Consider the following 24251-nt stretch of genomic DNA (forward strand, 5'->3'; position numbering starts at 1 on the left):
GAGCTTCGGACAGGAGGACTGCTGTTGATTGAGGTAAAACAGGTCAGCAAGCGATTCGGGACAATCACAGCGGTGGAGGATGTTTCGTTTCGTGTGGAAGCTGGTGAGGTATATGGACTTCTGGGGGAAAACGGCGCGGGTAAAACGACGACGATGCGCATGATGGCGACGATTTTGCAACCGACAGAAGGAGATATCGAAATTAGCGGTTTTTCTGTCCAAAAGGAGCCAGTAGAAGTACGGCGTCGTATCGGGATTTTGTTTGGGGGCGATGTGGGCTTATACAATCGGTTGACAGCGCGAGAGAATATTGCCTATTTTGGCAGTCTGTACGGGCTGGAGCAGAGAAGGTTGCAGGAGCGGATCGACAGCTTGAGCCAGATGCTTGAAATGGATTCGTTCATAGATCGACGCGTCGGCGCTTTTTCGAGAGGAATGAAGCAAAAAGTCGCCATCGCCCGCACATTGGTTCACGACCCGGACGTTATTTTACTCGATGAACCGACGACAGGGCTGGATGTTACGGCAGCCAATATTTTTCGGCGGATGGTTGGAAAGCTTCAGGACGAAGGAAAGACGATCCTGTTTTCCAGTCACAACATGGGGGAAATCAACAAGCTGTGCAAGCGCATAGCGCTCATTCACAAGGGACGGCTTCAATTTGCAGGCGGGCTGGATACTTTGCGAGAGCGATTTGGCATCGCAGACCTGGATGATATCTTCATGGCGGTGGTGGAAGGGAGCGAAGCCTGATGGGGAGACGTGTCATTTGGACGGTTTTCCAAAAAGAAATGCTCGATCTGTTTCGCGATCGAAAAACATTGCTGGGGACCTTTTTAGTTCCACTCGTCATTATTCCGTTCGTATTCTTTTTACTCGGTATGTCTTATAGCCATGTGGAAAAGGAAGCGCGCGCCTATATCCCGATTGCCGTCAATGGATCATCAGGGCTTGTTGCCTCACTTCAAAAAGTCCCTGGCGTGAGCATCCTGCAGCCGCCAAATCAGGAGGAGGCTTTGCAAGAAGGTCAGCTGCGGGCAATTATTACAATTCCGCCTGCACTCGAGGGGCAGATCAAGGCGGGAGGCACCGCAGAGCTTCATGTCGCTTATGATTCCACCAATCAAAAATCGGTCTATGCCCGTAGTGTGATTGAGGACACGGTAGAGGCGTACAGCAAAGAAATCGTCCTCCAGCGCTTGAAGCAGGCGGGGATGTCCGAGCAGGCGATCAAGCCCATTGCGCCTACGTACGAAAACGTAGCTTCAGAGGAAAGGCTGTCCGGTGGGATGCTGGCCGGAATTATTCCGCTGATGCTTGTCGTATCGCTTGCGTCTGGTGGGATAGCAGCTGCCAATGATCTGGTGGCAGGAGAAAAAGAGCGAGGGACGTTGGAATCGCTGATGACTGCCCCGATAGCGGCGAATCATATTTTGACGGCCAAGCTCATGGCTGTGATGGTAATGAGCTGTATGAGCGCTTTGGCTTCACTCGTATCGCTCTCGCTTGTACTTCGTCTGGGGCCTTTGGAGATGGAAAATGGTTTTTCGCTCGGCTTTTTTTCGCCCATGACCTTGCTTGTTCTCGTGCTGACAATTTTGGTTCTGGCGGCCACCTTTGCTGCATTGGAGCTGGTTTTGAGCACGATCGCGAAGTCATTTAAAGAGGGACAGACGTATATGAGCGGTGTTATTTTTCTGGCGATGGTTCCTTCCTACATGATGATGCCGCTCAATCCGGTAGACATCCCGGGCTATTACTATGTGATTCCTGTCTTTAATGGGGTAGCGCTTTGCAAGGAAGTGTTTTACGGAAGAGTAGAGCCGCTGCATGCGTTGGTTGGACTAGGGAGCTCGCTGGTGTATGTGGCGATTATTACGGTAATGTCCTCGCGTCTGTTTCGCAGAGAAGGTGCCGTTGTGAAAAATTGAAAGCCTCTAGATCACACATCGTTGTGTTGCCAATATTGGAAAGCTGGTGAGTTGTCGTGAAGCCGCTCTATTTGGGTGTCTTGTATGTATTCATATCTGCAGCTTGCTTTGGCGTTATGTCTATTTTTGCCGTGTACGCGTACGGAGCGGGTGTGAGCGTATCCACCTTGTTATTTTTACGGTTCCTTTTCGCGGCGATCCTGTTTTTCGGTTTTCTAGTATTGCGCAAGGAAGGCTTGCGACTGGTGAAAAAGCAGATCGTGGCATTATTTGTACTGGGCGGTGTCTTGTATACGTTGCAGTCGCTCAGTTTTTTCTCTGCTGTTCAGTATATTCCGACATCTATGGCTGCCCTTTTGCTGTATACGTTTCCTGTGTTTGTGGCTGTGCTCACCTATTTTGTAGAAAAGGAACCACTGCGGCGAAAAACGATTTTGGCCATGCTGATTTCTCTCGTTGGTCTTGGTCTTGTACTCGGGCTGTCATTTGGGGGGATTCAACCGGTCGGGGTCGTGCTTGCACTTGCAGCTGCCTTGTTTTACTCGGTCTATATCGTTGTGGGTAACCGGGTGGTGAAAGGGCTATCACCGTTTGTGACTGCCGGATATATATCCGTGTTCGCGGCTATTTCCACATTCTTCGTAGCGCAAAAGGATGGCGGGCTGGACCTATCGTTCGGCGCTGCTGGCTGGTGGGCGTTGGCAGGGATCGTTATCTTTTCTACTGTAATGGCGATTGGCTTTTTCTTTCAAGGGCTACAGCTTATTGGCTCCACAAAGGCATCTGTTTTGAGTACGCTTGAGCCTGTCGTAACGATTGTTTTCTCCGCCTTGTTATTTGGGGAATCATTTACTTTGCTGCAGCTACTAGGCGGGTTTGCGGTGCTTGCCGGTGCCGTTTTGATCGTTTCTGGTAAGGAGAAGGCTGCATCTGCCGAGGTGGACAAAGCAGTGCCGAAACGTACCAAGGCTTTGTAGGTACTGATTCGTATGTTGCATTAGAAAAAACGCTCCTGTCGATGTCGTGGATTCACGATCGCAGGAGCGTTTTCTTAGGGGAAAAGTCGGCTAGGTTACAAAACGCGAACGAATAAGCCAGCCAGCTCCGTATACGCCAGCATCATTGCCCAGGGTAGCAGGGAGAATCTCGGTGGATTCCACGACATAGGAAAAAGGGATAAAGCGAGCGAAAGAAGCGTGGATGCGGGAAAACAAAATTTCGCCAGCAGCTGCGACCCCGCCGCCGATGATGAATTTGGCTGGATTCAGTACGATGGCGAGATGAGAGAGGGCGAGCCCCAAGTAGAAACCAACCTGATCGACGATGGCAACGGCTGCCTTGTCTCCAGCATTGGCGGCGGTTAAAACATCTTTTGCTCGAATATTGCCTGTAACCGCAAGCACCTTGGCTAACATCGGGCTTGTTCCGTTGGCAGCGGCCTGACGTCCTCCACGGATGATGGCTGTAGCGGAGGTATAGGTTTCGAGACAACCCGTTTTGCCGCAATTACAGTTCGGTCCTTCTCCAGGTGTCATCGTGATATGACCGATCTCTCCACCGACACCATTGATTCCGGAGATGACATTGCCGTTCAGAATGACCCCACCGCCGACGCCTGTTCCTACCGTGATCAATACCAGGTCCTGCGCACCCTGACCAGCTCCGCGCCACATTTCTCCGAGTGCTGCTATATTGGCATCATTGTCGACAGCGACAGGTAGGTCTGCCAGTGCCTGGAGCTTTTCTTTTAAGAGGACGGGTTGTTTCCAATGCAGATTGACTGCTTGCAGCACGATTCCGTTTTTGGTATCGATTGGACCCGGGATACCGACACCGATACCCAAGACCTGATCGCGGGTGTAGCCGTGCTTTTCGAGCAGTGTGTTCATCATAGCGGTGATCTTTTGCAAAATGCCGTCTTCTCCCAAGGCGACAGGTGTAGGTTCCTGTGTTTTCGTCACCATCTCGCCACCTGGGGTAATCAGAGCCATTTTGATCGCGGTTCCCCCAACGTCAACACCAACGATGATTTGATCCACAACCGTCCCTCCGATCATTTGGATTTCCATCTTTTTCTATATTAACACGCCCAAGTCAGCATAGCGATTCCCAAAAATGGCTATAAAGGATATGATGGAAGAGAGTACACCCGTGAGCGAGGGAAGGAAGAAGGGATCTGCCTTGAAACGAGCCAGATTAATCTACAATCCAAGCTCCGGCCGGGAAATTGTGCGTCGGAGATTGCCAGATATTCTTGAGTTAATGGAGTCGGCCGGATATGAAACGTCGTGCCATGCGACCAGAGGGGAACATGATGCTACCGAGGAGGCCGCGCGTGCGGTTGCCCGCGGCTTTGATGTCATCGTAGCGGCTGGTGGTGACGGAACGATTTATGAAGTCGTAAACGGGATGGCGGAGCTAAAGGCCCGACCATCACTTGGAATCATCCCCTGCGGAACTAGCAATGATTTTGCCCGAGCAGTTGGTATTCCCAAATCGATCAATCAGGCTACCGAGATTATTACCAAGGGGAAAAAACGCAAGATCGACCTGGGGCGGATCAACAACCGCTATTTTATTAATATCGCCGGGGGCGGCTCATTGACCGACCTGACCTACGAAGTGCCGAGCAAGCTGAAAACGCTAATCGGACAAATGGCGTATTACGTCAAAGGATTGGAAAAGTTGCCGTCGCTGCACCCGATCCGCGTCCGCCTGGAAAATCGCAAAGAAGTACTTCTGGACGAGGAAATCATGATTTTTCTCATCGCAAATAGCAACTCCGTAGGCGGCTTCGACAAGCTCGCGCCGGATGCAAAGCTGTCAGATGGAAAGCTGGATGTCATCGTGGTGAAAAAGATCAATATCGCCGAGTTTATTCGCCTGGCGACGCTGGCAGTGCGCGGCGAGCATCTAAAAGACCCGAACATTTTATATTTCCAAGCAGATTACATCAAGGCCACCTCACCGGGAGGCGAAAAGGTTCAGCTCAATCTGGACGGCGAGCACGGCGGACAGCTGCCTTGCGTGGTAGAGGCGCTGCCGGGACATATCGAGTTGTTCGTCCCGTAGGAAGATAGTAAAATGAATAGAACTAGTCGTGGGGATGCTGCTGAGCATCCCTCGTGTTCATCCTAGAGCGAAAAATAGCCTGGAAGATAGATAGAAGACAAAAGGAGCAATAAATAGTGGCGAAGACAACAAAGAAGCGGCGCGGACCGCAAACGACAGCGAAAGTGGAGCTGGACCTCCCTGTTCGTGTCGGACAAACCGTGGAAGTGGAGATAACCGGACTGAACCACGAGGGAGCCGGGGTAGGTCGTGTTGAGGGATACACCCTTTTTGTAGATGGTGCACTTGCAGGAGAGCGTGTTCGTGCCCGCGTCGACCATGTGAAAAAGAACTTTGGCTTTGCCAAGCTGTCTGAGGTCGTGGAGGCGAGCGAGCATCGTTTCATGCCCCCCTGTCCGCTGTACGACCGGTGTGGCGGTTGTTCCTTGCAGCATCTCGCCTACGAGGAACAGCTGCGCCACAAGCAGCAGATCGTTCGGGACAATCTGCGACGCATCGGCGGCTTTTCGGTGGAGGGAGAAGGTGCGATTACGGTTCACCTGACACTTGGCATGAGCGATCCGTGGCGCTATCGCAACAAGGCACAAGTACCAATCGGCGAGGAAAACGGTGCGTTGGTCGGCGGATTTTACGCGGAGAAATCTCACTCCATCATCGACATGAACGAGTGCCTGATCCAGCATCAGGTCAATGACGAGGCTGTAGCTGTAGTGAAGAAAGCAGCGACCAAGCTGAATATTGCCGCATATGACGAGGTGCGCGGGACAGGCTTGCTGCGCCATGTCGTAGTCAAGGTAGGCGTGAAAACAGGCGAGGTCATGGTCGTGCTTGTGACGACAGAAGAGCCGATTCCGCAGCGCGAGAAGCTGGTGGAAGCAATTCGCTCAGAAGTTACGGGTGTATCGAGCGTTGTTCAGAATATCAACCCGGATAAAACCAATGTCATTTTTGGCAAAAAGACCGTCACGCTTTGGGGCAGTGATGTCATTTATGATTACATCGGACCGATTAAGTTTGCGATCTCGGCGCGTTCATTTTATCAGGTGAATCCGGCGCAGACGGAAGTGCTGTATAACAAAACACTGGAGTATGCAGGGGCGACGGGTACGGAAACCGTCATTGATGCATACTGCGGTATCGGGACGATCTCGCTCTTTTTGGCACAGAAGTCAAAGCATGTGTATGGGGTAGAGATTGTGCCGGAAGCCATCGCAGATGCGAAGCGCAATGCCGAGCTGAATGGGCTGGGGAATGCTACGTTTGAGGCGGGGCCTGCAGAGGTCGTGATTCCGGCGTGGAAAGAGAAAGGGGTACGTGCGGATGTGATTGTGGTTGACCCGCCGCGTAAAGGCTGTGATGAGGCGTTGTTGACGACGATTTTGGAGATGCAGCCTGAGCGGGTTGTTTATGTGTCCTGTAATCCTTCTACATTGGCTAGGGATTTGAAGGTGCTGGCGGAGCGGTATGAGGTGAAGGAAGTGCAGCCGGTGGATATGTTTCCGCATACGGGGCACGTGGAGTGCGTAGTATGGATGTCTAGAGCAAAAGAGTAAGGCTGTGAAAGCCTTGTATATAAGGGATTTTGGGGTTTGCGGATTGGGATCCGGGGACTCTGAAATCCCTTTTTTTGTTACTTGTGGGATCATGTCCATCCAGTGGGGAAATCGGCGTACAGAGCGGATTAGATGTCATTGCTTGTTGAAAAAGTAGATTAGATGTAGGGATCTCATAAGAGAGCAGATTGGATGCTAGTTAGAGATTTGCTGTAAGAGTACAGGTTGGATGTTGTAAAAAGATGAGTGCTTTATAATGATTGGAAATGGCTTGTTGTTAAGGGACTTTGGGGCTTGGGTGTATAACCGATGCTTAAGAAAATCCTTTTTATCGTTCCGTGGGGCCATATCCGGGAATGTGTAGTTTTATATTGAGCGAGCAGGTTAGATTTGTTACTCTGGTGACAGAACAGAATATATGTTTTTATAGGTGAGAGGGCAAAATGTTGGCAACGGTACAACTATATATTCTTGTTAAACTCTGAGGGGAGATTGTTCTATGGAAATCCCAAAAAAATACAGAGGTAGGTACTTTTATCATTTTACACACATTAAAAACATCGAGTCTATTGTTAAAAATGGTCTTTTATCAACGAATGAAAAGTGCGCTAAAGGTATCGACCATATGAACTTGGCTAATGAGAGCATTCAATTAAGAAGAAGCCAAATGGAAGTTCCATGTGAACCTTTTGGAACAATTCATGATTATGTACCATTCTATTTCGCGGCTAGAAACCCTATGTTATTAGGAGTGCTAAACAGAAAGAATATCGATCAGCCTTTAGTCGTATTCATTGCAGTATCTATAGACAAATTATTAGAAAGTAACGTAGTCTTTACTGATGCCTCAGCCAATACAGTAATACCTCCTAACTTTTATCAAGATCCTGAAGATTTGGATGAATTAAATTGGGGGTTAATTGACAGCAATAAATGGCAAAGAGGTACTGATGATGAATTACATTCACGCATGGCTGAGGTACTTGTTTGCAGAAAAGTTCCAATCGATTGGATTGAAAGTTATATTGTTTTTAATAAAATATGTAGAGATGAAATTTTTAAAATATATAAAGAAAACGGTTTAGAAAAACCAAAAGTTTCGTATGAACCATTTAATGGGAAACACTTTTATTATACGAAATATTTCATGAAAAATAGAGAAAATGAAACATTGATTACCGGGCCACTCTTTCTTGAAAATTCGTATAGAGAAGCTATTAAAACTATAATGGATCAAAGGTCAGAAGAAGAATATGAGAACTGTGCTTTCGAAGATATTGATGATGCATTACATAAAATTCAAGATGATTTCTGTGTAATAAAAGAGCTGGAAGGTATATTTAAATTAGAAACTGATAATAAAGTACATAAGCAAACTGTTAGTGATCATACACTGCAGGTTGTAGAAAATCTTGATGAGAACGAATATTATAATAACCTTTCTGATAAAGATAAAAAAATTGTCAAGTTATCTGCATATTTGCACGATATCGGTAAGGGTCCCAAGTCTAAGTGGAAAGATGGGATTCAAGCTGCATATCCTGATCATCCTGCGGATTCTGTTCCAATGATAACAAGAATCTTGTCCGAGGAATTCACGTCACTCTCAAAATATGAAATTAAAACAATTTGTTTACTAGTCATCTATCACGATTTGATAGGAGATATCCTTGGAAATGGTAGAAGTGAAAAGGAACTTCTAAATCTAAAATTAAAAGATAATAAGTTGGATATGTTAATAGCGTTATCTTTGGCTGATATTTCAGCTATTAATCCTTTTTGGGCTTTTAGTGTTGGAAATAAACTTGATAGTTGGGTAAAACGAATAAGGAAGGAGATTTCCTTATAATGATAGAATTTGTATCAGGTGATATGTTCGATTATAATGCGGACATTCGAGTAAATACCGTGAATTGCGTTGGTGTTATGGGAGCTGGAGTTGCTTTAATGTTTAAAACTAGGTATCCAGATATGTTTATTGATTATTCTGATGCGTGTAAACGACATGAGGTTAAACCAGGCAAGCCTCATGTGTGGGAAGTTCCTGACTTAATCTCCCAATTTACAATTATAAATTTTCCAACGAAAGTGCATTGGAAAAATCCGTCTGAGTATGATTATATTGAAAAAGGCTTAGTGTGGTTAAGACAATTCCTTTTAAACAAAGGGAGCTCTACGGTTACATTACCAGCTCTTGGTTGTGGCCATGGAGGTCTTGATTGGGAAAAAGTAAAAGAAATGATTGTAAAATACTTAGGGGAGCTAAATACAAAAATATTAGTTTTTGAACCCAGTAGTTCAACAAAATCATCACATCAGACAGGCTATGATACAGAGCTTAAAAAGCAAGGCATTCATAAACTATTGCCCAATGAAAAACTTTACCCATCAAAATTAGTCGGGCGATCGGCGCTTGAGATATATTATAAAGGTAATATTGAGCTCTTAAAAAGTAAGAGTGTTGCTATTGTTGGAAATCTCAAATCAACAGATAGAGAAAAAAACGCTTTAACTATGGTTATAAATCAATTACCTATTAGTGACTTTGTTTTTATTCTTGGATTAAGTAATAGCTATGAAACAGAACTGGCTAAAGTAATACTTTCAAAAGGTTTTAAAGCCGTATTTTCAATCCCTTATGGAATTTTACAATTGAAAGTTCGTAAAGATTTAGAATCGTATTGGGATTATGAAAATATTGCTGTGTTATCAACAACAAGCCCAACACAAACGTGGAAAAGCTATGAAAGCGTTAATTCTTTGCGATTGCGTCTCAAACTTTCTGATGTTACGCTAATTAACAATTTAGAAGTTGATAGTCTTATTCGTTATGAGAATGATATTAAAGAGGCAGATAGCAAAGTATTCTATGTAAATTATTGGAACTCCGAAATTGACTTTTTCAACAGGTTAACAGCACAAAGAATTGGAATAAATTCAAATACAGGAAAGCCTAATGTTTTACCATTGATAAATTCGCTATCTTAAACCGTATCTACAGGGTTAGGATTTTATTCTTAAACATAAAGACAAGGACCCTACGCCAAAATTCGTAGAGTGCCTTGTTCTTTTCCTATGTTATCCTTATGCATTCACCGTCACGCCAGATTTGAATTCGACTGCGAACTTGTCCTCGTAGACGGTGACCTTCTCAATCAGCCGCCTGATCAGCTGCTCGTTGTATTCGGTGATGGTGGTGGACTGTTCCTGCAGGAATGTGCTCATATCGGCGATTCGTTTGCGATGTTCATCCCGGCTTGCGTTTTCGACTTGCGCCTTTTGCTTCTGGTCTCGTAGTCGGTAAATCTCATCGGCAACATCCTCGTAGTCGACTTTGGCGTTGGCCAGCTTCAGAAGCTGTGTTTGCAGCTCTGCAAGGCGGTTGTCAATGTCGCTTAAGGTTTTATTGTCTTCGATGCTTAGGACGGTGGCGATGTTGTTCTGCAGGGTGGTGAGAAATGTATCCTTCCTGCTCAGTGTATTGTTGATGGCGGTGATTACTACCTTCTCGATGTCGCTTTCCAGCACCGTCCGGGCGTCGCAGAATAATCCGGTGTTCTCCAAGCGGCTGATGCATCGCCAGACGATGGATCTCTTCCCCCGGTTATTCCAGTGGACCCTGCGGAATACCTCACCGCAGCCCCCGCAGATGATCATCTGAGCGAAGCAATGGTTGCTGCTGAAAGTTCTATTCTTCCCATTCGGGCTGGTGTGGACAACTCGCCGCCGCACCAGCTCTTCTTGCACCTGCATGAAAATTTCTCGCGGGATAATGGCCTCATGGCTGTTTTCCACGTAGTATTGCGGGACAAGGCCTTTGTTCTTGACTCGCGTTTTCGTAAGGAAGTCAGTGGTGTAAGTTTTCTGCAAAAGCGCATCCCCGATGTACTTCTCATTTCGCAGGATGTTGTTAATGTTACTGGTATGCCATTTCTCCCTACCTGCACCGTTTCGCATTCCGTCTGCCTCTAATCCACGCGCAATCTTCAGCATGCTGGCTCCCTCAAGGTATTCCCTATAGATACGCTTCACAATTTCGGCTTCCTCCGGAACAATCACTAGATGCTTGTTTTCATCCTTGGTGTAACCCAGGAACCATTTGCAGTTCACTTGAATCTCGCCTTGCTGGTAACGGTATTGTAGACCCAGCTTCACGTTTTGACTTAAAGATTGGCTTTCTTGTTGTGCAAGGGAAGCCATGATGGTGAGCATGACCTCGCCTTTGGAATCCATTGTGTTGATGTTTTCTTTCTCAAAATAGACCGGGATGTTCTTGTCCTTCAGCTGCCGGATGTACTTCAGGCAATCCAGTGTGTTTCGAGCAAATCGGCTGATAGATTTGGTTATCACTATGTCGATTTGGCCTGCCATGCACGCTTCAATCATGCGATTGAATTCTTCGCGCTTCTTAGTGTTGGTGCCGGAGATCCCATCGTCGGCGTAGATCCCGGCTAGTTTCCAATCAGGATGGCCGTTTATGTGGGCGGTGTAGTGCTCAATTTGGGCTTCGTAACTGGTAGCTTGCTCGTCGCTGTCAGTAGAAACGCGGCAGTAGGCGGCTACCCGAAGCTTTGATTTTTCTGCATCTTCCTTGGCTATCCCGGCATGCTTTCTTGCCGGAAGCAGAGTGACGTTTTTCTTTTCTGCCATCTTAACTCACCTCGCTTTCGATCAAGCTGTAGACGTATTCCGCCTGTTGGAATGGGCTGGTCGGTAAGTCCGCCTGCTCGTCTACGCATTCCGGATTTTCTAAGAAGCGGAATGCGGTGGGGAAAATGATCTCCGCTTTTTCTTCTGGTTCACGGATACGACCGAGCCTTGTGGCCCGTTTGATCCGTTCTGCTTCGGCTGCCGCAAGTGTATCCGAGTCGATGATCGCCGGGTAATACGCATCACCGAGATATCGAGCATTCTGTAGTATCTTGCAGACCCCGCCATGGAAAGATCCGATTCCGGCTTTTCGAGCGGCAGTCCTCAGGGAGTCGCCGGAGAGATAAGACTGGAAAAGGGTTTTTATCTGTTCGGCGGATTTCTCATCGATTATGGCCTTTCCGTTTTCGATCCGATAGCCAAGTGGTACATGGCTCATTTAGTTCACCATCCTTTCTTTCAGCGTAAGGCCGCATCTTAACTCAAATCCGATTTCTGTTCGGGAAATCACTCTAATCCGCTCAACAAATCGACTGTAGAGTTCACCGTCGAAGCTGGTGAGCATTGCTGCTTTTGATGTAAAGTGCAAGAGTTCGCTGACTTCGTTTAGGTACCTGCTGTCGCTGCTGAGGAAGCGGACGAAGGATTCCTTCTGGCGTTGCAGGCGTTCAGCCTCCTGCAGCAGTTCATTATTGCTTTTATTGTATACAGCAGGGTCCAGGTAGCCTTTGGTCATCAGCCCGACAAGGACTTTCCGTTGATCCGCGTTTTCATTGAGCTTCTTCTCTAGTTCTTTAATGCTTGTCCGGCTGTCGCGATTATTCATGCCGCGCAAGCTTGCAAGCAGGGGCTTCAGGACCAGTTTGTGTCCGAAGATCAGCTTGTTCATCATGGCAATAAAAGCGTATTCCAGATCGGAATCTAGGATGTATTTCATGGCACATTTCTCGATGTTGGCGATATGAGTGGAACAGCACCATGCGATATACTTTTTGCCGCTGGAATGGATTCTTCGTTTGAAGGTGCCGCCGCATTGCCCGCAAATGATGTTTCCCGAAAATGGGTAGCGGTTCTGGTATTTTTTGCTGCGTTTTTCTACGTTCTTCTCCTTACCGCGCTGTTCGATGGCGATCTGGGCGGCTTCAAAATCTTCACGGCTAATAATCGGCTCATGATGTTCTTTAATTAAGTATTGATCTTTCTCACCATTATTGTGGTGACGGTTGAAGTGCTCATCCGTATAGGTCTTCTGAAAAATGGCATCGCCAGTGTATTTTTCGTTTCTGATCATCCCGCGAATGGTTGATGATTTCCACCGGCCACCATGCTTGCCGGTCAATCCACTCCGGTTTAGTTCACTTGCAATTGAACAAGTGCCTTTGCCGGATAAAATTGCTGCAGAAATGAATCGCACGATTTCCGCTTGTGCCTGATTGACGATTAACTCACCATCCACGGCATCGTAGCCGTAGGGTGAACTCCCAATTTTGTAGGTACCGTTTTGAAATCGTTTTTGAATGGCCCACTTATTATTCTGGGCGATAGAGACTGACTCGCTTTCAGCCAGTCCACTTAGGATCGACAGCATGAGTTCACTATCCATAGATCCGGTGTTGATGTTCTCTTTCTCAAAATAAATGAAGGTGCCAAGTCTGATTAGCTTCCGGACCAGTTCCAGACAGTCGGTGGTGTTACGTGCAAACCGACTGATGGACTTCGTTACGATGAAGTCGATCTTCTTCTGTTCGCAGTCGGCGATCATCCGAAGCAACTCAGGTCGTTTTTCCTTTTTCGTACCCGTGATGCCTTCATCATAGTAAAGCCCAGCAAACTCCCATTCCGGATTGGCCCCAATGTAGGATTCATAGTGCTTTATCTGCGTTTCAAGACTGACTCGCTGTTCATCACTGTCTGTCGAGACCCGGCAGTATGCCGCAACACGAAGTTTGGGCCGTTCAGTTATTTCCGCTGTATTTTGGGCGATTTTCGTGACCTTTTTCAAGTTCTCACCTCCTTGTTAGTGTCACATATTACCTCTGAAGCGGGGTATTATCAACGGTTTCTTGGCATGATTTGCGCTAATGCTGGAGAGAATTTTTTTCGGTTTAATGCGGTGATCTTGTTCCATTCATCTTCAGTTATCAAGCCGTTACTCAACATAGATTTTACGATTTGCTGGGCCAGAAGATAATCGTACTCGCGCTGCAATTGCTCAATGCCGCCCATCTTTTTTACAGCAATGACGAGTTTGTGTTCGATCGTTGTTTCTTTCATCCATTAGCAATCCTTTCATCCGAGTCTACAAGGCCAACCATGGCTGTTCTCAATTCCCAAAAATCCCTTACGCGCGCATATATGCGTATTTTGCGTCCTACTGTCTATTCTTTTTATATATTTCATTTTGATAGATACAGTAGGAACATAGGAACATAACCGTATTTCATGCCTAGCGGCGAGCCCGATGGACTGTTTCTGGAGATGTTCGTTACTCTCAAAGTGGGAACCATTATTTCTCCCAGGTACTGTTCTTAGGGAAGATCGATTCCTGGAAATACGCTAGGAACAGCCTCTAGGAACGAACACATATTGCGGGCCGTATAGTGTTGTTCTGACCTTGTTGGGCAGGCGATCCCAGCCGAGTTTTATCAAAATGGCGGTTAGCTCATTCGAATCGGTGCGTTTCAGATTGGCTCGTTCTTTTCCGAAACATTCACACCAGATCTCCATGTTGCAGACGTTAGGACGTGTCACGACACCTTGACGTCCGATGCCGGACAGCTCTGTACCGCTTAAGAAGCTTCTGCGTTCAAATAAGTCCATCTTCTCCCAATCGTCTGGTAAAAGGGTGTCGAGGAACTCACGAATAAGACCTTCACTTTCATCCGACTCTAAAGCTTCACGTTGCTCCGCTTTTGCAAGTAGCCCTATGGATGCATCGAGATATAGCATTTCACCGGCATTGATGTATACAAGGGCCTCCGCCCATATCTGCTGGATATCTTCAAAAGTAAGATCCCATGAATGTTTGCTGCCGCCGCCGGGTGTTTTCACCGGCCAGAAGCGGCGGTTGCCCGTCGTATCGCGCAAATAGCCGGATTCCGCTTTTGTTGTGCCGAAGAAGATGCACTGACGCAGGTGCGGTGTTGCCCGTTTGCCAAATGCCGCGCGGTAAATGTCATTTTGTCGTGAGAGGAAGGACCGCAACGTTTCTACTTCGGCTTTGCGCAGCCCGGCAAGCTCGCCAATCTCCAGAATCCAGTATCCTTGCAGTTTTTCTGCCGCGGTCTTATCCTTCGTATCGCCCAGGTTCAAGCTGTCCGAGAACCATTCCCCCGCAAGCTTGGAGATGAGGGTGCTTTTACCTACACCTTGGGGGCCGTTCAGCACGAGCATGGAGTCGAACTTGCATCCAGGGTAGAGCACGCGGCAGATAGCGGCACAGATTGTCTTTCTTGTAACTGCACGGACATATGCGTTATCCTCCGCACCGAGATAATCGATCAAAAGCGTGTCTAGCCTCGATACGTTGTCCCATTCCGGTAGATCCGCCAGAAATTCACGGATGGGATGGTAGGAACGATCATCGGTCACCTTAGCCACGGCAATCTGGTAGTTTCGCTGAGAGAAGGTACCGTAATGGGAATCAACATAGCTGATGAGCTGGGCATCGTCGGCATCTCGCCAATATTTTGAAGGGTGACTCCAAGGGACATGGCCTTTAATCTCCATGCCGTCGAGCTGCTGATTGTACACCAGCGCTTTTAAGTTGGGATCATGCTGCAAGATGAGCGTGATATTGTGCAGGTTGTTTTTCAGTACGGTTGACCGTGATTCGTACTCGAGCTTCTTTTGCCAATCCGTATCGCTAGCTTCCTCGGTAAAATCATCCGATGCTCGTGACTGTCGCTCCTGCACCAGAAGGAGTTTGACCTGCTCATCACTTGAAGCGAATTCCGTCATCGCCTTGCAAGATGGAAGTTTGGTAATCGGAGTATCTTCCGGAAACTTGTCGTCCAGTTCCCGATATCTGTGCAACCGCACCAAATCAAAAGCATTTAACAATCTCCCGCATACAGGATCGGTGGCCTGATGGGAGTATATGAACTTTTCATCGTAAACTACGACCCCGGCCGCGCTATCGGCAGGGATATAATCGAAACGTCCTGCCATAGTCGAAGGCTCATACACGTTAGATAAGAAAGTAGAAATGGCATCGGAGATGGTGTAGGTGCGGCAGAAGGCCCCGACAATCCCAGGCTTGGAAAGCGGATCAGTCTGCTCTGCTAAGGAGTGTTGCACGACTTCCGACTGCCGGGATGACACTGGCCAAGTGGATTCATCCTGCCAATCATCGTATTTGGCAAGATAATCGTCTGGGTTGAGCTCAGCTCCATCCTTGTCCTTATATAGAAATTCGCCGTTCCTGGAAGTAGAAGGCCAGTACATTAAGCGGTGGGCTTCGTAGGTACTGTCGTCAAATAGATCGATGCCAATTTCCTTCGCGACCATTCTCGAGACTGCAGCGTATTCGGCTTCGCTAACCTCGCGAGATAGGGGGATGATAAGCCGGATTCGGGGTTGTTCCGGTGTGTGCTTGTGCGTCGAATATGCACAACAGCGATAGGGAAGATCCATGAGAGTATCTTCCCAAATGCCAGGCGTACCGTAGTCCAAATCAAGCAGAATCATGGAGCGGCAGAGTACATATCCTTTTTTGCGGCGGCCGCCGCGGAGATGCCCCGCAACGTAGCCGCCCACATCCTTAACAGATGCTTGTTGATCTTTGGACATTTTGCGATATTCCTCAACCGTTTCAGTGGTGCGCATCGTGACGCTGACCCGATTGCAGAAGTCTTTCCAGGATATATCGCCATTTTTCCACTTCTTATCCATCCGGCTATTGCCGTAAGCGATCTTCATTCTGTGCGCCCCTTACATTTGGTATTTAAGCGTTCAGCAGGATAGCCCTTGCGGTTTGATCTATCGATTCCCGAAAGCTTGCAGCTAAATGGCGTAAATTTGAAGGCTTTTGTGGCCTTTTCCTCTCTCGCCACGTTGATCAGTGCTTCGGCGGCTGTTGGGTCGGGGTAACCCTTGCTGTTATATTTGTCCATGGTCGCGACGCTCCCCAAGGAACTGGTTAATAAAATATTGCTGGCCTTTTCCCGTGACTTTGGTCGTTTTGCTGATAGTCACATGACCGTCCCAGTGGGTGATGGCGGTTTCCTTTACTTTGAATAAACCGAGTTCCATGGCTCTTTGCGTTGGCGCGTTATAATCCGTACCTTTGCGCTTAATGAGGTAACCATCTTGACGCAGCCGCTCGAAAAGGCGATTCTGACCGATATCAATGCCGTTTCCTTTAAGGATTTTTGCCAATTCCCCAATTAGAATGGTGCCTTCCGATACCGAAACCGCATCGGCAAACACAACCTTCGGTTTGTTCTGGGTAGCTTCCAACTCGAGGCGTTCTTTGGCGGTGCGTTCTTCCTTGAGAGTAGTCAGCATCTTGATCCAAGCATCGGGGTCGTTTATGATTTCTTCCAGTTTGCTATAAGTGATGTATGCGCCGTGTTTGCGAATGGTCGGCAGCACCTCGTGAGTTACCCAACGCTTGAATTTCTTCGCTTCGGGTTTTTCGGAACGGAGGATGACGTTATAAAGACCAGATTCGCTGACAATATACATTTCGCGGGCCTGACCACCTGACACGAGTTTGGATCGTGTCAGCTCATCGGAATCCAAACGCTCCGCTACCTTGTTTGTGTCGGTTAATTCCAGAGCCGCACATACATCCTTCAGCACCCACCATGGCTCACCGTTTTTCTGTACCGTCCTGATTTCGTTTCCTTCATAAGAGAATGCTTGCAATTCGTTGTTCATATTGAACCTCCTGAAAAATGGATGGTAGGGAGTTATCCCTTCACCATCCACAGGACAGGCAGTATGATTTTGAGTACCAAGAGATTAATCTTTTCGATAAAAATCTGTTTCATATCCATCGGCTCTGAGTAGAAGCCCTTTTGCCCAGGGCGGAGATTGCTCCATTTGCTTGCATAAAGCCTCGATGGACATTTGGCGATCAGCCTCAATCACAATTTCATCATGGATGTGCATCACTATGGAGCAGTCCCGGAGATTTTGCATGGCATAGCAGAGAATGTCGCGACTCATAGCCTGCACGATGTTCTCTACAAACTTGGGTCCGTAGCTTTCGATTCGCTCCCATTTTTTCGTGCTGCTAATGCCTTCGTAGGTAATACAGTCCAAGCCAAATCGATTCTCGCCGACACGCGGCTTCACATAGGCGAGCCGTCTGCCGGAGGGGAGTGAAATGAAGAGCATTCCGCTCTGATAAGAAAAGCGGATGCCGTGTGTTTCTGCAGTGGTTCGCTCTTTGACTGCTGTCATTGCAGCGCGGTCAACATCCCACCATAATCTGACGATATTTGGGTTGGATGCACGCCAGGCAGTGACAAGAGGTTGGAGTTCGTGTCATCAACAAGGCCCATTTCCAGTGCGCCCATTGCTTTCAACGCTCCGACCGACCCGCCGTACCCGAGAGCTAGTTCGGCGATTTTGCCTTTTTGCCGCAGGGGAGAGCCTTTCGTTATTTCCTCGATTGGAACGTCGAACATCTGGCTTGCTGATGCCTCATAGATTTTGCCGTGTGTGGCGAACACATCATTACGCCAGTGTTCGCCTGAAAGCCATGCGATGACCCGCGCTTCAATCGCCGAGAAGTCCGCTACAATAAACTTGCAGCCATCCTTAGGGACGAAAGCTGTACGGATTAGTTCTGATAGTACCTCCGGCACACGGTTGTAGAGCATTTCTAATGCTGCGTAGTTGCCGGAGCGTACCAGGCTTCGCGCTTGTTCCAGATCGGGTATGTGGTTTTGGGGGAGGTTTTGTAATTGAATTAATCTGCCGGCCCATCTGCCTGTTCGATTTGCGCCGTAAAACTGGAACATCCCACGAGCGCGTCCATCGGCACAAATTACGTTTTCCATAGCGGTATACTTCTTGACCGATGATTTTGCTAATGATTGTCGGAGTTCTAGTACCTTGCAGAGCGGTTCTGAAGCGGTCTTTAGGAGTTCTACTACAGTTTTCTTGCCAAGCGTGTCGGTTTCGAGGCCGTTGTCGGACAGCCACTGTTTCATCTGAACTACAGAGTTGGGGTTCTCCAATTCTGTAAGCAGGCGCAACTGGACGGTTAATTCAGATCGTGAGCGCTCATCCGCTTCAATAGCGTGGTGCACGAGATCCATATCCAACGCCACACCACGGTCGTTTATCTCCTGATCCATGCAATATTCCGTCCAAACGCTATCCGGCATTGGAAACTTTTCCAGTTTTGCTTGAATGGAGATTTCAGTTTCAACATCACGGCAGTTGTATGCTTTGAATTCCGACCATTTGTCCGGGGCGTGAATTGGCAGGTTGCGCGTTCGCTGGTCGTTGACGGCCGTTGACTTGCATGGCATACAAAAATAGCGGATGAGGTGTTTACCTTCTGTTAGCTTCTGCTTTTCTAAACCAAGGACAGCACCTGTCCCTTCAAGGGAGAGGGGCAGACCCATATATGCCGACCAGATCATGGTGCAGCGCCATGACTGTGGGTCAAGGTATTGTCCTGAGGGGAATCTCAACCACTTCGATAAGCAGATTCGTTCAAACTGGGCATTGAATGCCCACTTCATCACAGCAGGGTCAGTAAGGGCTAAGCGTATTTCGTCCGGCAGCTCGTCACCACCGGCGAGGTCGACCACCTGAACCTCTTTGCCATCAACGGAATAACCGAAGAGAAGGATTTCAAAATCTGGAGACTCGACATAGCGATAGACCCCGCTTTTGGCGAGGTCTACACTGCTGTATGTTTCAATGTCGATGCTGACCGTCCTCACGCGAGGAAGTCCTCGTCGATTTCGGTAGCAAAATCGTCTTCCGCTCTGGCCTTACCGCCAAGTGGTTCGCCGTCACGGATCTTCTGCAGATTGTTCAGTCCGCAGGCGATACCCTTGTTTCCGTTGCTGTTGAAGGCGTAGAAGTTGATGCTGGCGCGTCCATAGACCCCACTATATATCTCGGAGCGATTAAGGACGGGTTGCCGATCAGCGTCCACAATGCCCGGCGCGGTCGCAGAGTTGGCGTTGATGAAGTAAGCACCTGCATAAGCCGGATCGTCGGGGCGTTCGGTATCACCGTCACGGAGCGGTGTCTTGATGACGGATAGAGGCGGAGTCGTTTTGCCATTGCCTTTCAGTTTCGCTTCTCCTTCGCGATAGGCGGCTTCAATGGCATTCTTGATTTTTGCCACGGTAAGGGCATCCGACTTGGGGATGATGAGCGATACCGAGAATTTTGGAGCGCCACCGTTGATGGATTTCGCTTCCCAGACATTGGCATAAGACCAACGAGTATCAGGGCCGGTGATGACTTTCAAAGGATTGCTACTAACTTTGTTTGCGTTATTGGACATGGGATGTTCCTCCTTAATTTTCATAGAAATCTTGTTGTGCAGTTTGAATGGCAGGCCGTTTATCGCTATCCAACACTAACGTCGGTTTGCCTTGTGGTTTTTCAATGAAGCCACCAAGGACTTCTTCAAAGCGTTTTTTACCAAGCAGATTACTCATGGCGGTGATGCCGAGAAGCTTACGTTCGTACGGGTCAAATCCCGCATCGGTGACTGCTTCAACCACTGTTGCTTCATCTATATACCTGCGATTGGAGCGGCCTTCGACCAGTTTCCACCCGTCCCACTGCTTACCGCCGATGGCAGCCTGCAGGGCATATTCTTTGATGTCCGATGCCCAAGAGATCAGGCTATCGATTTTGCCGAGGATGCTTTCAATCTCATCGTGTTCCAGCAGTGGGGGAAGCTTGAAGTCATGTCGGGCGAGTTCTAGGTTGTGTTCGGCTCTGGCCCGGCACTCGTGCTTTGCTTTACAGAACCGGCACCAGTCACTGCTCTTGAAATTCCCATCCCCTGCATAAGCGAGTTCGGCTGCGGGCCTCAGCACTTCCTCCGCCCATTGATATAGGGATTCTTTGAACACCGTATGGGTGGATACATTTTCGCGCCGGGGTTGGTAGATTGTCATAGAAACCGTATCGATGTCGTAGATGCCGTCGAAGATTTCCAAGGCTCCCAGCGCATACAGCATCATTTGCGGGTTATCTTCGGCTTCCACAAGAACGCCCTGGCCGTGCTTGTAATCCACGATATGGAGCGTTCCATCTGCGATAAGTACACAGTCTCCGGTACCGAAGCCGCCTTCAGCATATTTGGAAAAGTCGAGCCGCTGCTCGATTAGGACGATAGGGTCGCCGCAGCTTTGTCTTGCAGTTTCTACCAGTTCGAGGATGTAGTCGGCATAACCGTTGGTACAGTCCTCCATCTCCGCGTTGTAGTGTGTGAGATCGGAGATCGGGTCATTGGCACAGATACCGAGCGCAACCTTCAGCTTGTATTCGCAGAGCGTATGAGCATCTGTTCCTTCTGCGGCGAATCCGCTGCCTTTATCCTCATATCTCTCGCAGAGCCTTGCGGAAGGCGGGCAATTCAACCACCTGTGGGATGAAGAGGCTGAAAGTAGTGCGTGCTTACTCATTTCCCAGCACCTCGGCTTCAGCAAGCAGTGCCGGATATTCCGAAGGATCAATCTCCGACAGCTTCGGGGTACCATGTTTCTCAAGTAGTTCCCTGACCTTGTCTGTATGACCAGCGCGGCTCTTTTCTGCAAGAACGGCCCTGACGGTCTCAAGGGTGACGGGCTTGTCCTCCGGCAAGTGGTTATCAGTGTTTGGCTGCTCTGCAACCTCGGGATCATCGTGACTGCTGAACAAACTGCTCAAAGACTCCGATATGCCGATCAACGCCTCCCCACAACGCTTCAGTTCCGTTATGGCATAGGATAGTTCACTCATCTTGCTCATCCGTTTTTCCTTCTTCCGCATTTTGTTCGTCCTGCCGTGAAAGCAACGTTAGCTTCCGAGGGAGCCGTTTTGATACCACGCTGATCGCTGTGAGGACATCCGCTAGTTCTGCATCCATCTCGCGGTCACGGCATTCAGCTTCAATTTGCTTTGTCTGTGTTTGCATGTTTGGGCCTCCGTTCTGAGGGATGTTTCTTTCCCCTCACCATCCACAGGACAGAAGGTGGGGGATTGAGTACCTGTGTTTTGAAATTTATTATTTCGTTGCCCTCTGATATCCACAGGACATCAGAGGGCTATTTGAGTACCGAATTTATATAAAATCTTTCAGACGCTCTCTCAGCTGGGCGAACAACTTCGTTTTCCTCTTATTAATCGCTTTCTGTGAAAGCCCAATATCAGGGGCGATGTCTCGCTCGGATTTGCCAATACTGAAGAGGTACATGATTCTGCGGTTATCCGGGTCCAATTCCTCCAGGGCCGCGAACAGTTCTTCGAGTAGTAGCTTGTCCGCTACGAGCTCAGCTATATTGACTGCGTCGGATACTTCGAAGCCATCTTCAGTGAATTTGTCCAATGAAAGGACACTGCTTGTCCGCTCTAGTGGCGGGAGTCCTTTTTCCGCACGTTCAAAGTCGCATTCACGACAGCTTTTGATGCAACGATTGCCTTTTTCATCTATACAGCGCATTTCTCGTTCTTTGCGCTTACGTTCCGCCCACGCCGGGCGTTTGTAGGCGCGATATTCTTCTTTGGTGACTTCTATTACCTGTTCATCGATTGTTAAGTGCCATGTACCATTGTAAAAATCCTTGTTTTTTGGTTGACTCTGATTTTCTTTGATTGACATTAAAGAAGCCCTCCTTCGGTTTGAGCCGAAATGGAGAGCTTTTTTGATATTACAAACCAGACCACAGATGGTTGGTAGCAATTCAATAGGATTTCTCCATTTCGAATTGCAACCTCACTTCCGGTGGTCGATTGCAAATATTTGATTTTAGTTCACACAACACCGGATTGCCCTGCAGGTGGCTGTCGTGTGAAGGTTTCAATCTATGAATTAATAGTAATTCAGTCATAATTGTCCCAACAGGAAGTCGGACTTCATGATGTTTGGACAAAAAAGAGCCTTTGCAAATAAACAAAATGCTGTTTATTTGTAAAGGCTTTGATAATGCTCGAAAAGAAACGCGAAGTCGCACTTCATGCTTTCCCAAAATTTATTTGATTGTGGCGCATAAAGTAATACAACGTCGTTTTTAGTTTTGGTATCAACATACCAAAACTAAATATCGATTGACACGACTTGTGTGCGGTGCTATATTTTATGTAAGATAATAACGGTGAATTGATTTGAAAGGGGGTTAAAAAGGTGCGTAACGATAAGCATATGAACCATATTTGGAGTCGTTATAATGCGTTGAGGGGATACACCGCTCAGTCAGAGCTGCCCGGTGCTTTGTTTCTTTTGAAAAAGACAAAAGATGAGTTTGCATCAAATTCAAAAAAACCTTCTGAGCAGAAAGCTTTCGAGGTAATGCTTTCAATAGCCAATAGTTATGGAATGGAAAATCCATACCCGGATTCAAAGGTGTTTTTTGGTGCTTTTATGGCTATAGATGATGAATATATTGATTGGGAAATGGCTCTTGCATCTGCAGATCATAAAGAGATGTTTTATATACCGAAAGTGCTGATTACTGAATTTGAAAAACACTTTAATCCAAAAACTAAGACAGTATTGATTCCTGAAGCTGAAAAATTTGCACCTTACCTTACTGAAATAGTAAGCCGACATTCTGAATGTGAATTCTTCCTAACTACCATGAATAGCGTGAGTAAAGCTCTTCTCGACGAAATATTTAAGGAGTATGTCAATGTAATTGTCGAGCAGACAAGTATTTATGATTACGAGTTCTCAGCAAGGAAGTTTGATTTAATTCTAGCGGTACCTATATTTGGGGCAAGAGAACGCGGAGAAGATAACGGAGATTTCATTTGTAGGGAATATGAAATGATAGCTGTAGAAAATTTACTCTTACACTTGAATAGCTCGGGTGTATTGGTAATTGTCCTTCCAGCTCGAATAACTTTTGCAGCGGGCTCGATTAAAGACTTAAGGGAATTTATACAAGGTATGTATAAATTGGAGGAGATAGCCGAGCTGCCAACTGGCATATTTGCATCTACCGCTATTAGGACGTATATGTTTACGATCACAACTGGTCGAACAGAAGATGTAATGATTAAGAGGTATGATGCTGCTACTAGCAACATCAAAAGAAATGGAATTAATGAACTGGTTCTCATTGATGATACATTTGTCATGCTGGAAGAGTTGATCGAAATGGGGTACTGGAATGTTGATCATATCTTTGGGATGGTGGATGAAGATTGGCAGCGTTATCTGCACTCAAGTATTAAAAAAGAAGAATTAGGTAATGTTGCTGAAGTATTTCGCGGAAAGACGATCAACAAAAAAGATGCTAATGGTAGCATTGGAGTCGTAAATATATCGAACCTTAATGATTATGACATTGATTATGCGGGTCTTGATCACATCGAAGAAGAAGAGCGTAAAGTTGCAAATTACTTACTTAGAGATGGGGATTTATTAATACCAGCACGTGGAACAGCGATCAGAATAGCGATTTTTAAAGAGCAGAAGTATCCTTGTATCGCGTCATCAAACATTATTGTAATAAGACCGAATGAAAAACTGCTTTTAGGGACTTACCTAAAAGTTTTCTTGGATAGCCCGATGGGGAACAAAGTATTAGCAGGAAAGCAGCAAGGAACAGTCGTCATTAATATTAGTTATAAAGACTTGAAAACGCTTGAAATCCCGTTGCTCAGGATTGAAGAACAAAAGTTGATCGCAGAAGAATATGAGCAAGAACGTTCCAAATATGTAGACAGCATTCGTCTTGCTGAGGATAGATGGAATGAAGTTATGGAGCGTCTTCAAAAAACTATTATGAATGTGAAACAATAAAGTGTTGACAAATAACCGTGTTGTATCGGAAGAGCTATTTATAAGTCTGTATGTATGCTGAGGCTTCACTAAAAGTATCGGCCCGGCACCAGGGAGGGGATTTGC

At 47.2% G+C, this 24251-nt stretch carries 21 protein-coding genes and 1 pseudogene; 8 read left to right on the plus strand and 14 right to left on the minus strand.

Features of this window, described 5'->3' with window-relative positions; genetic code table 11:
* Positions 1-24 precede the first annotated feature (24 nt).
* From ADS79_RS01295 to ADS79_RS01305, 3 genes are read left to right on the plus strand one after another with little or no spacing between them, the layout of a single operon-like run.
* Positions 25-753 carry an ABC transporter ATP-binding protein gene (locus ADS79_RS01295; protein WP_049736607.1) on the plus strand — a complete coding sequence of 243 codons (729 nt, stop codon included), beginning with the start codon at positions 25-27 and terminating at the stop codon, positions 751-753.
* Positions 753-1931 (plus strand): ABC transporter permease, encoded by a 1179-nt coding sequence (locus ADS79_RS01300; protein ID WP_049736608.1) that lies wholly within the window; start codon positions 753-755, stop codon positions 1929-1931. Before ADS79_RS01295 ends, ADS79_RS01300 begins: the two co-directional genes overlap by 1 nt.
* A 56-nt stretch (positions 1932-1987) precedes the next feature.
* The gene (locus tag ADS79_RS01305; protein ID WP_049736609.1) at positions 1988-2908 is read left to right on the plus strand and encodes a DMT family transporter; all 921 of its coding nucleotides are present in this window, start codon (positions 1988-1990) and stop codon (positions 2906-2908) included.
* A gap of 90 nt (positions 2909-2998) precedes the next feature.
* Here the strand turns inward: ADS79_RS01305 and ADS79_RS01310 are convergent, their stop codons facing one another.
* Entirely contained in the window at positions 2999-3970 is a 972-nt protein-coding gene (locus ADS79_RS01310) for an ROK family glucokinase (protein WP_049736971.1), read from the minus strand.
* Between the two features lie 142 nt (positions 3971-4112).
* Between ADS79_RS01310 and ADS79_RS01315 the strand changes: the two genes are divergently transcribed.
* The 4 genes from ADS79_RS01315 to ADS79_RS35150 all read left to right on the plus strand — a co-directional run bounded on the left by ADS79_RS01315 (position 4113) and on the right by ADS79_RS35150 (position 9544).
* Positions 4113-5003: a diacylglycerol kinase gene (locus tag ADS79_RS01315; RefSeq protein WP_049736972.1), complete on the plus strand. Its 891-nt coding sequence runs from the start codon at positions 4113-4115 to the stop codon at positions 5001-5003.
* Between the two features lie 116 nt (positions 5004-5119).
* A complete protein-coding gene (gene rlmD / locus ADS79_RS01320) occupies positions 5120-6556 on the plus strand; it encodes a 23S rRNA (uracil(1939)-C(5))-methyltransferase RlmD (RefSeq protein WP_049736610.1) in 1437 nt (478 codons plus the stop codon).
* A gap of 499 nt (positions 6557-7055) precedes the next feature.
* Positions 7056-8405: a type II toxin-antitoxin system toxin DNA ADP-ribosyl transferase DarT gene (darT, locus tag ADS79_RS01325; RefSeq protein ID WP_049736611.1), complete on the plus strand. Its 1350-nt coding sequence runs from the start codon at positions 7056-7058 to the stop codon at positions 8403-8405.
* Complete coding sequence (locus ADS79_RS35150) at positions 8405-9544, plus strand: macro domain-containing protein (RefSeq protein ID WP_049736612.1); 1140 nt, start codon at positions 8405-8407, stop codon at positions 9542-9544. Before darT ends, ADS79_RS35150 begins: the two co-directional genes overlap by 1 nt.
* A gap of 96 nt (positions 9545-9640) precedes the next feature.
* Here the strand turns inward: ADS79_RS35150 and ADS79_RS01335 are convergent, their stop codons facing one another.
* The 13 genes and pseudogenes from ADS79_RS01335 to ADS79_RS01395 all read right to left on the minus strand — a co-directional run bounded on the left by ADS79_RS01335 (position 9641) and on the right by ADS79_RS01395 (position 22001).
* On the minus strand, positions 9641-11206 hold the full coding sequence (locus ADS79_RS01335; protein WP_049736613.1) for a recombinase family protein: 1566 nt from the start codon (positions 11204-11206) through the stop codon (positions 9641-9643).
* A gap of 1 nt (position 11207) precedes the next feature.
* Positions 11208-11645 (minus strand): serine integrase family protein, encoded by a 438-nt coding sequence (locus ADS79_RS01340; RefSeq protein ID WP_049736614.1) that lies wholly within the window; start codon positions 11643-11645, stop codon positions 11208-11210.
* Entirely contained in the window at positions 11646-13208 is a 1563-nt protein-coding gene (locus ADS79_RS01345) for a recombinase family protein (protein ID WP_049736615.1), read from the minus strand.
* Between the two features lie 50 nt (positions 13209-13258).
* Complete coding sequence (locus ADS79_RS01350; RefSeq protein ID WP_049736616.1) at positions 13259-13480, minus strand: SHOCT domain-containing protein; 222 nt, start codon at positions 13478-13480, stop codon at positions 13259-13261.
* Positions 13481-13762: 282 nt separating this feature from the next.
* Complete coding sequence (locus ADS79_RS01355) at positions 13763-16126, minus strand: virulence-associated E family protein (protein WP_049736617.1); 2364 nt, start codon at positions 16124-16126, stop codon at positions 13763-13765.
* A complete protein-coding gene (locus tag ADS79_RS35905) occupies positions 16123-16320 on the minus strand; it encodes a hypothetical protein (protein ID WP_049736618.1) in 198 nt (65 codons plus the stop codon). The genes ADS79_RS01355 and ADS79_RS35905 overlap by 4 nt, the downstream gene beginning before the upstream one ends.
* On the minus strand, positions 16307-17089 hold the full coding sequence (locus ADS79_RS01365) for a phage antirepressor (protein ID WP_049736619.1): 783 nt from the start codon (positions 17087-17089) through the stop codon (positions 16307-16309). Before ADS79_RS01365 ends, ADS79_RS35905 begins: the two co-directional genes overlap by 14 nt.
* Before the next feature lie 84 nt (positions 17090-17173).
* Positions 17174-19116 (minus strand): annotated as a pseudogene (locus tag ADS79_RS01370) (DNA polymerase).
* Entirely contained in the window at positions 19113-19691 is a 579-nt protein-coding gene (locus tag ADS79_RS01375; protein ID WP_049736620.1) for a DUF2815 family protein, read from the minus strand. Before ADS79_RS01375 ends, ADS79_RS01370 begins: the two are co-directional and overlap by 4 nt.
* Before the next feature lie 13 nt (positions 19692-19704).
* Entirely contained in the window at positions 19705-20826 is a 1122-nt protein-coding gene (locus ADS79_RS01380; RefSeq protein WP_049736621.1) for a DUF2800 domain-containing protein, read from the minus strand.
* Entirely contained in the window at positions 20819-21142 is a 324-nt protein-coding gene (locus tag ADS79_RS01385) for a DNA ligase (protein WP_201783394.1), read from the minus strand. The genes ADS79_RS01380 and ADS79_RS01385 overlap by 8 nt, the downstream gene beginning before the upstream one ends.
* The gene (locus ADS79_RS01390; protein WP_049736623.1) at positions 21135-21317 is read right to left on the minus strand and encodes a hypothetical protein; all 183 of its coding nucleotides are present in this window, start codon (positions 21315-21317) and stop codon (positions 21135-21137) included. The genes ADS79_RS01385 and ADS79_RS01390 overlap by 8 nt, the downstream gene beginning before the upstream one ends.
* Positions 21318-21464: 147 nt before the next feature.
* Entirely contained in the window at positions 21465-22001 is a 537-nt protein-coding gene (locus ADS79_RS01395) for a hypothetical protein (protein WP_049736624.1), read from the minus strand.
* Between the two features lie 522 nt (positions 22002-22523).
* Between ADS79_RS01395 and ADS79_RS01400 the strand changes: the two genes are divergently transcribed.
* Positions 22524-24146, plus strand: coding sequence for a restriction endonuclease subunit S (locus tag ADS79_RS01400; protein ID WP_049736625.1), 1623 nt, complete (start codon positions 22524-22526; stop codon positions 24144-24146).
* Positions 24147-24251 lie beyond the last annotated feature (105 nt).

It is taken from the genome of Brevibacillus reuszeri (assembly GCF_001187725.1).
Taxonomy (GTDB): domain Bacteria; phylum Bacillota; class Bacilli; order Brevibacillales; family Brevibacillaceae; genus Brevibacillus; species Brevibacillus reuszeri.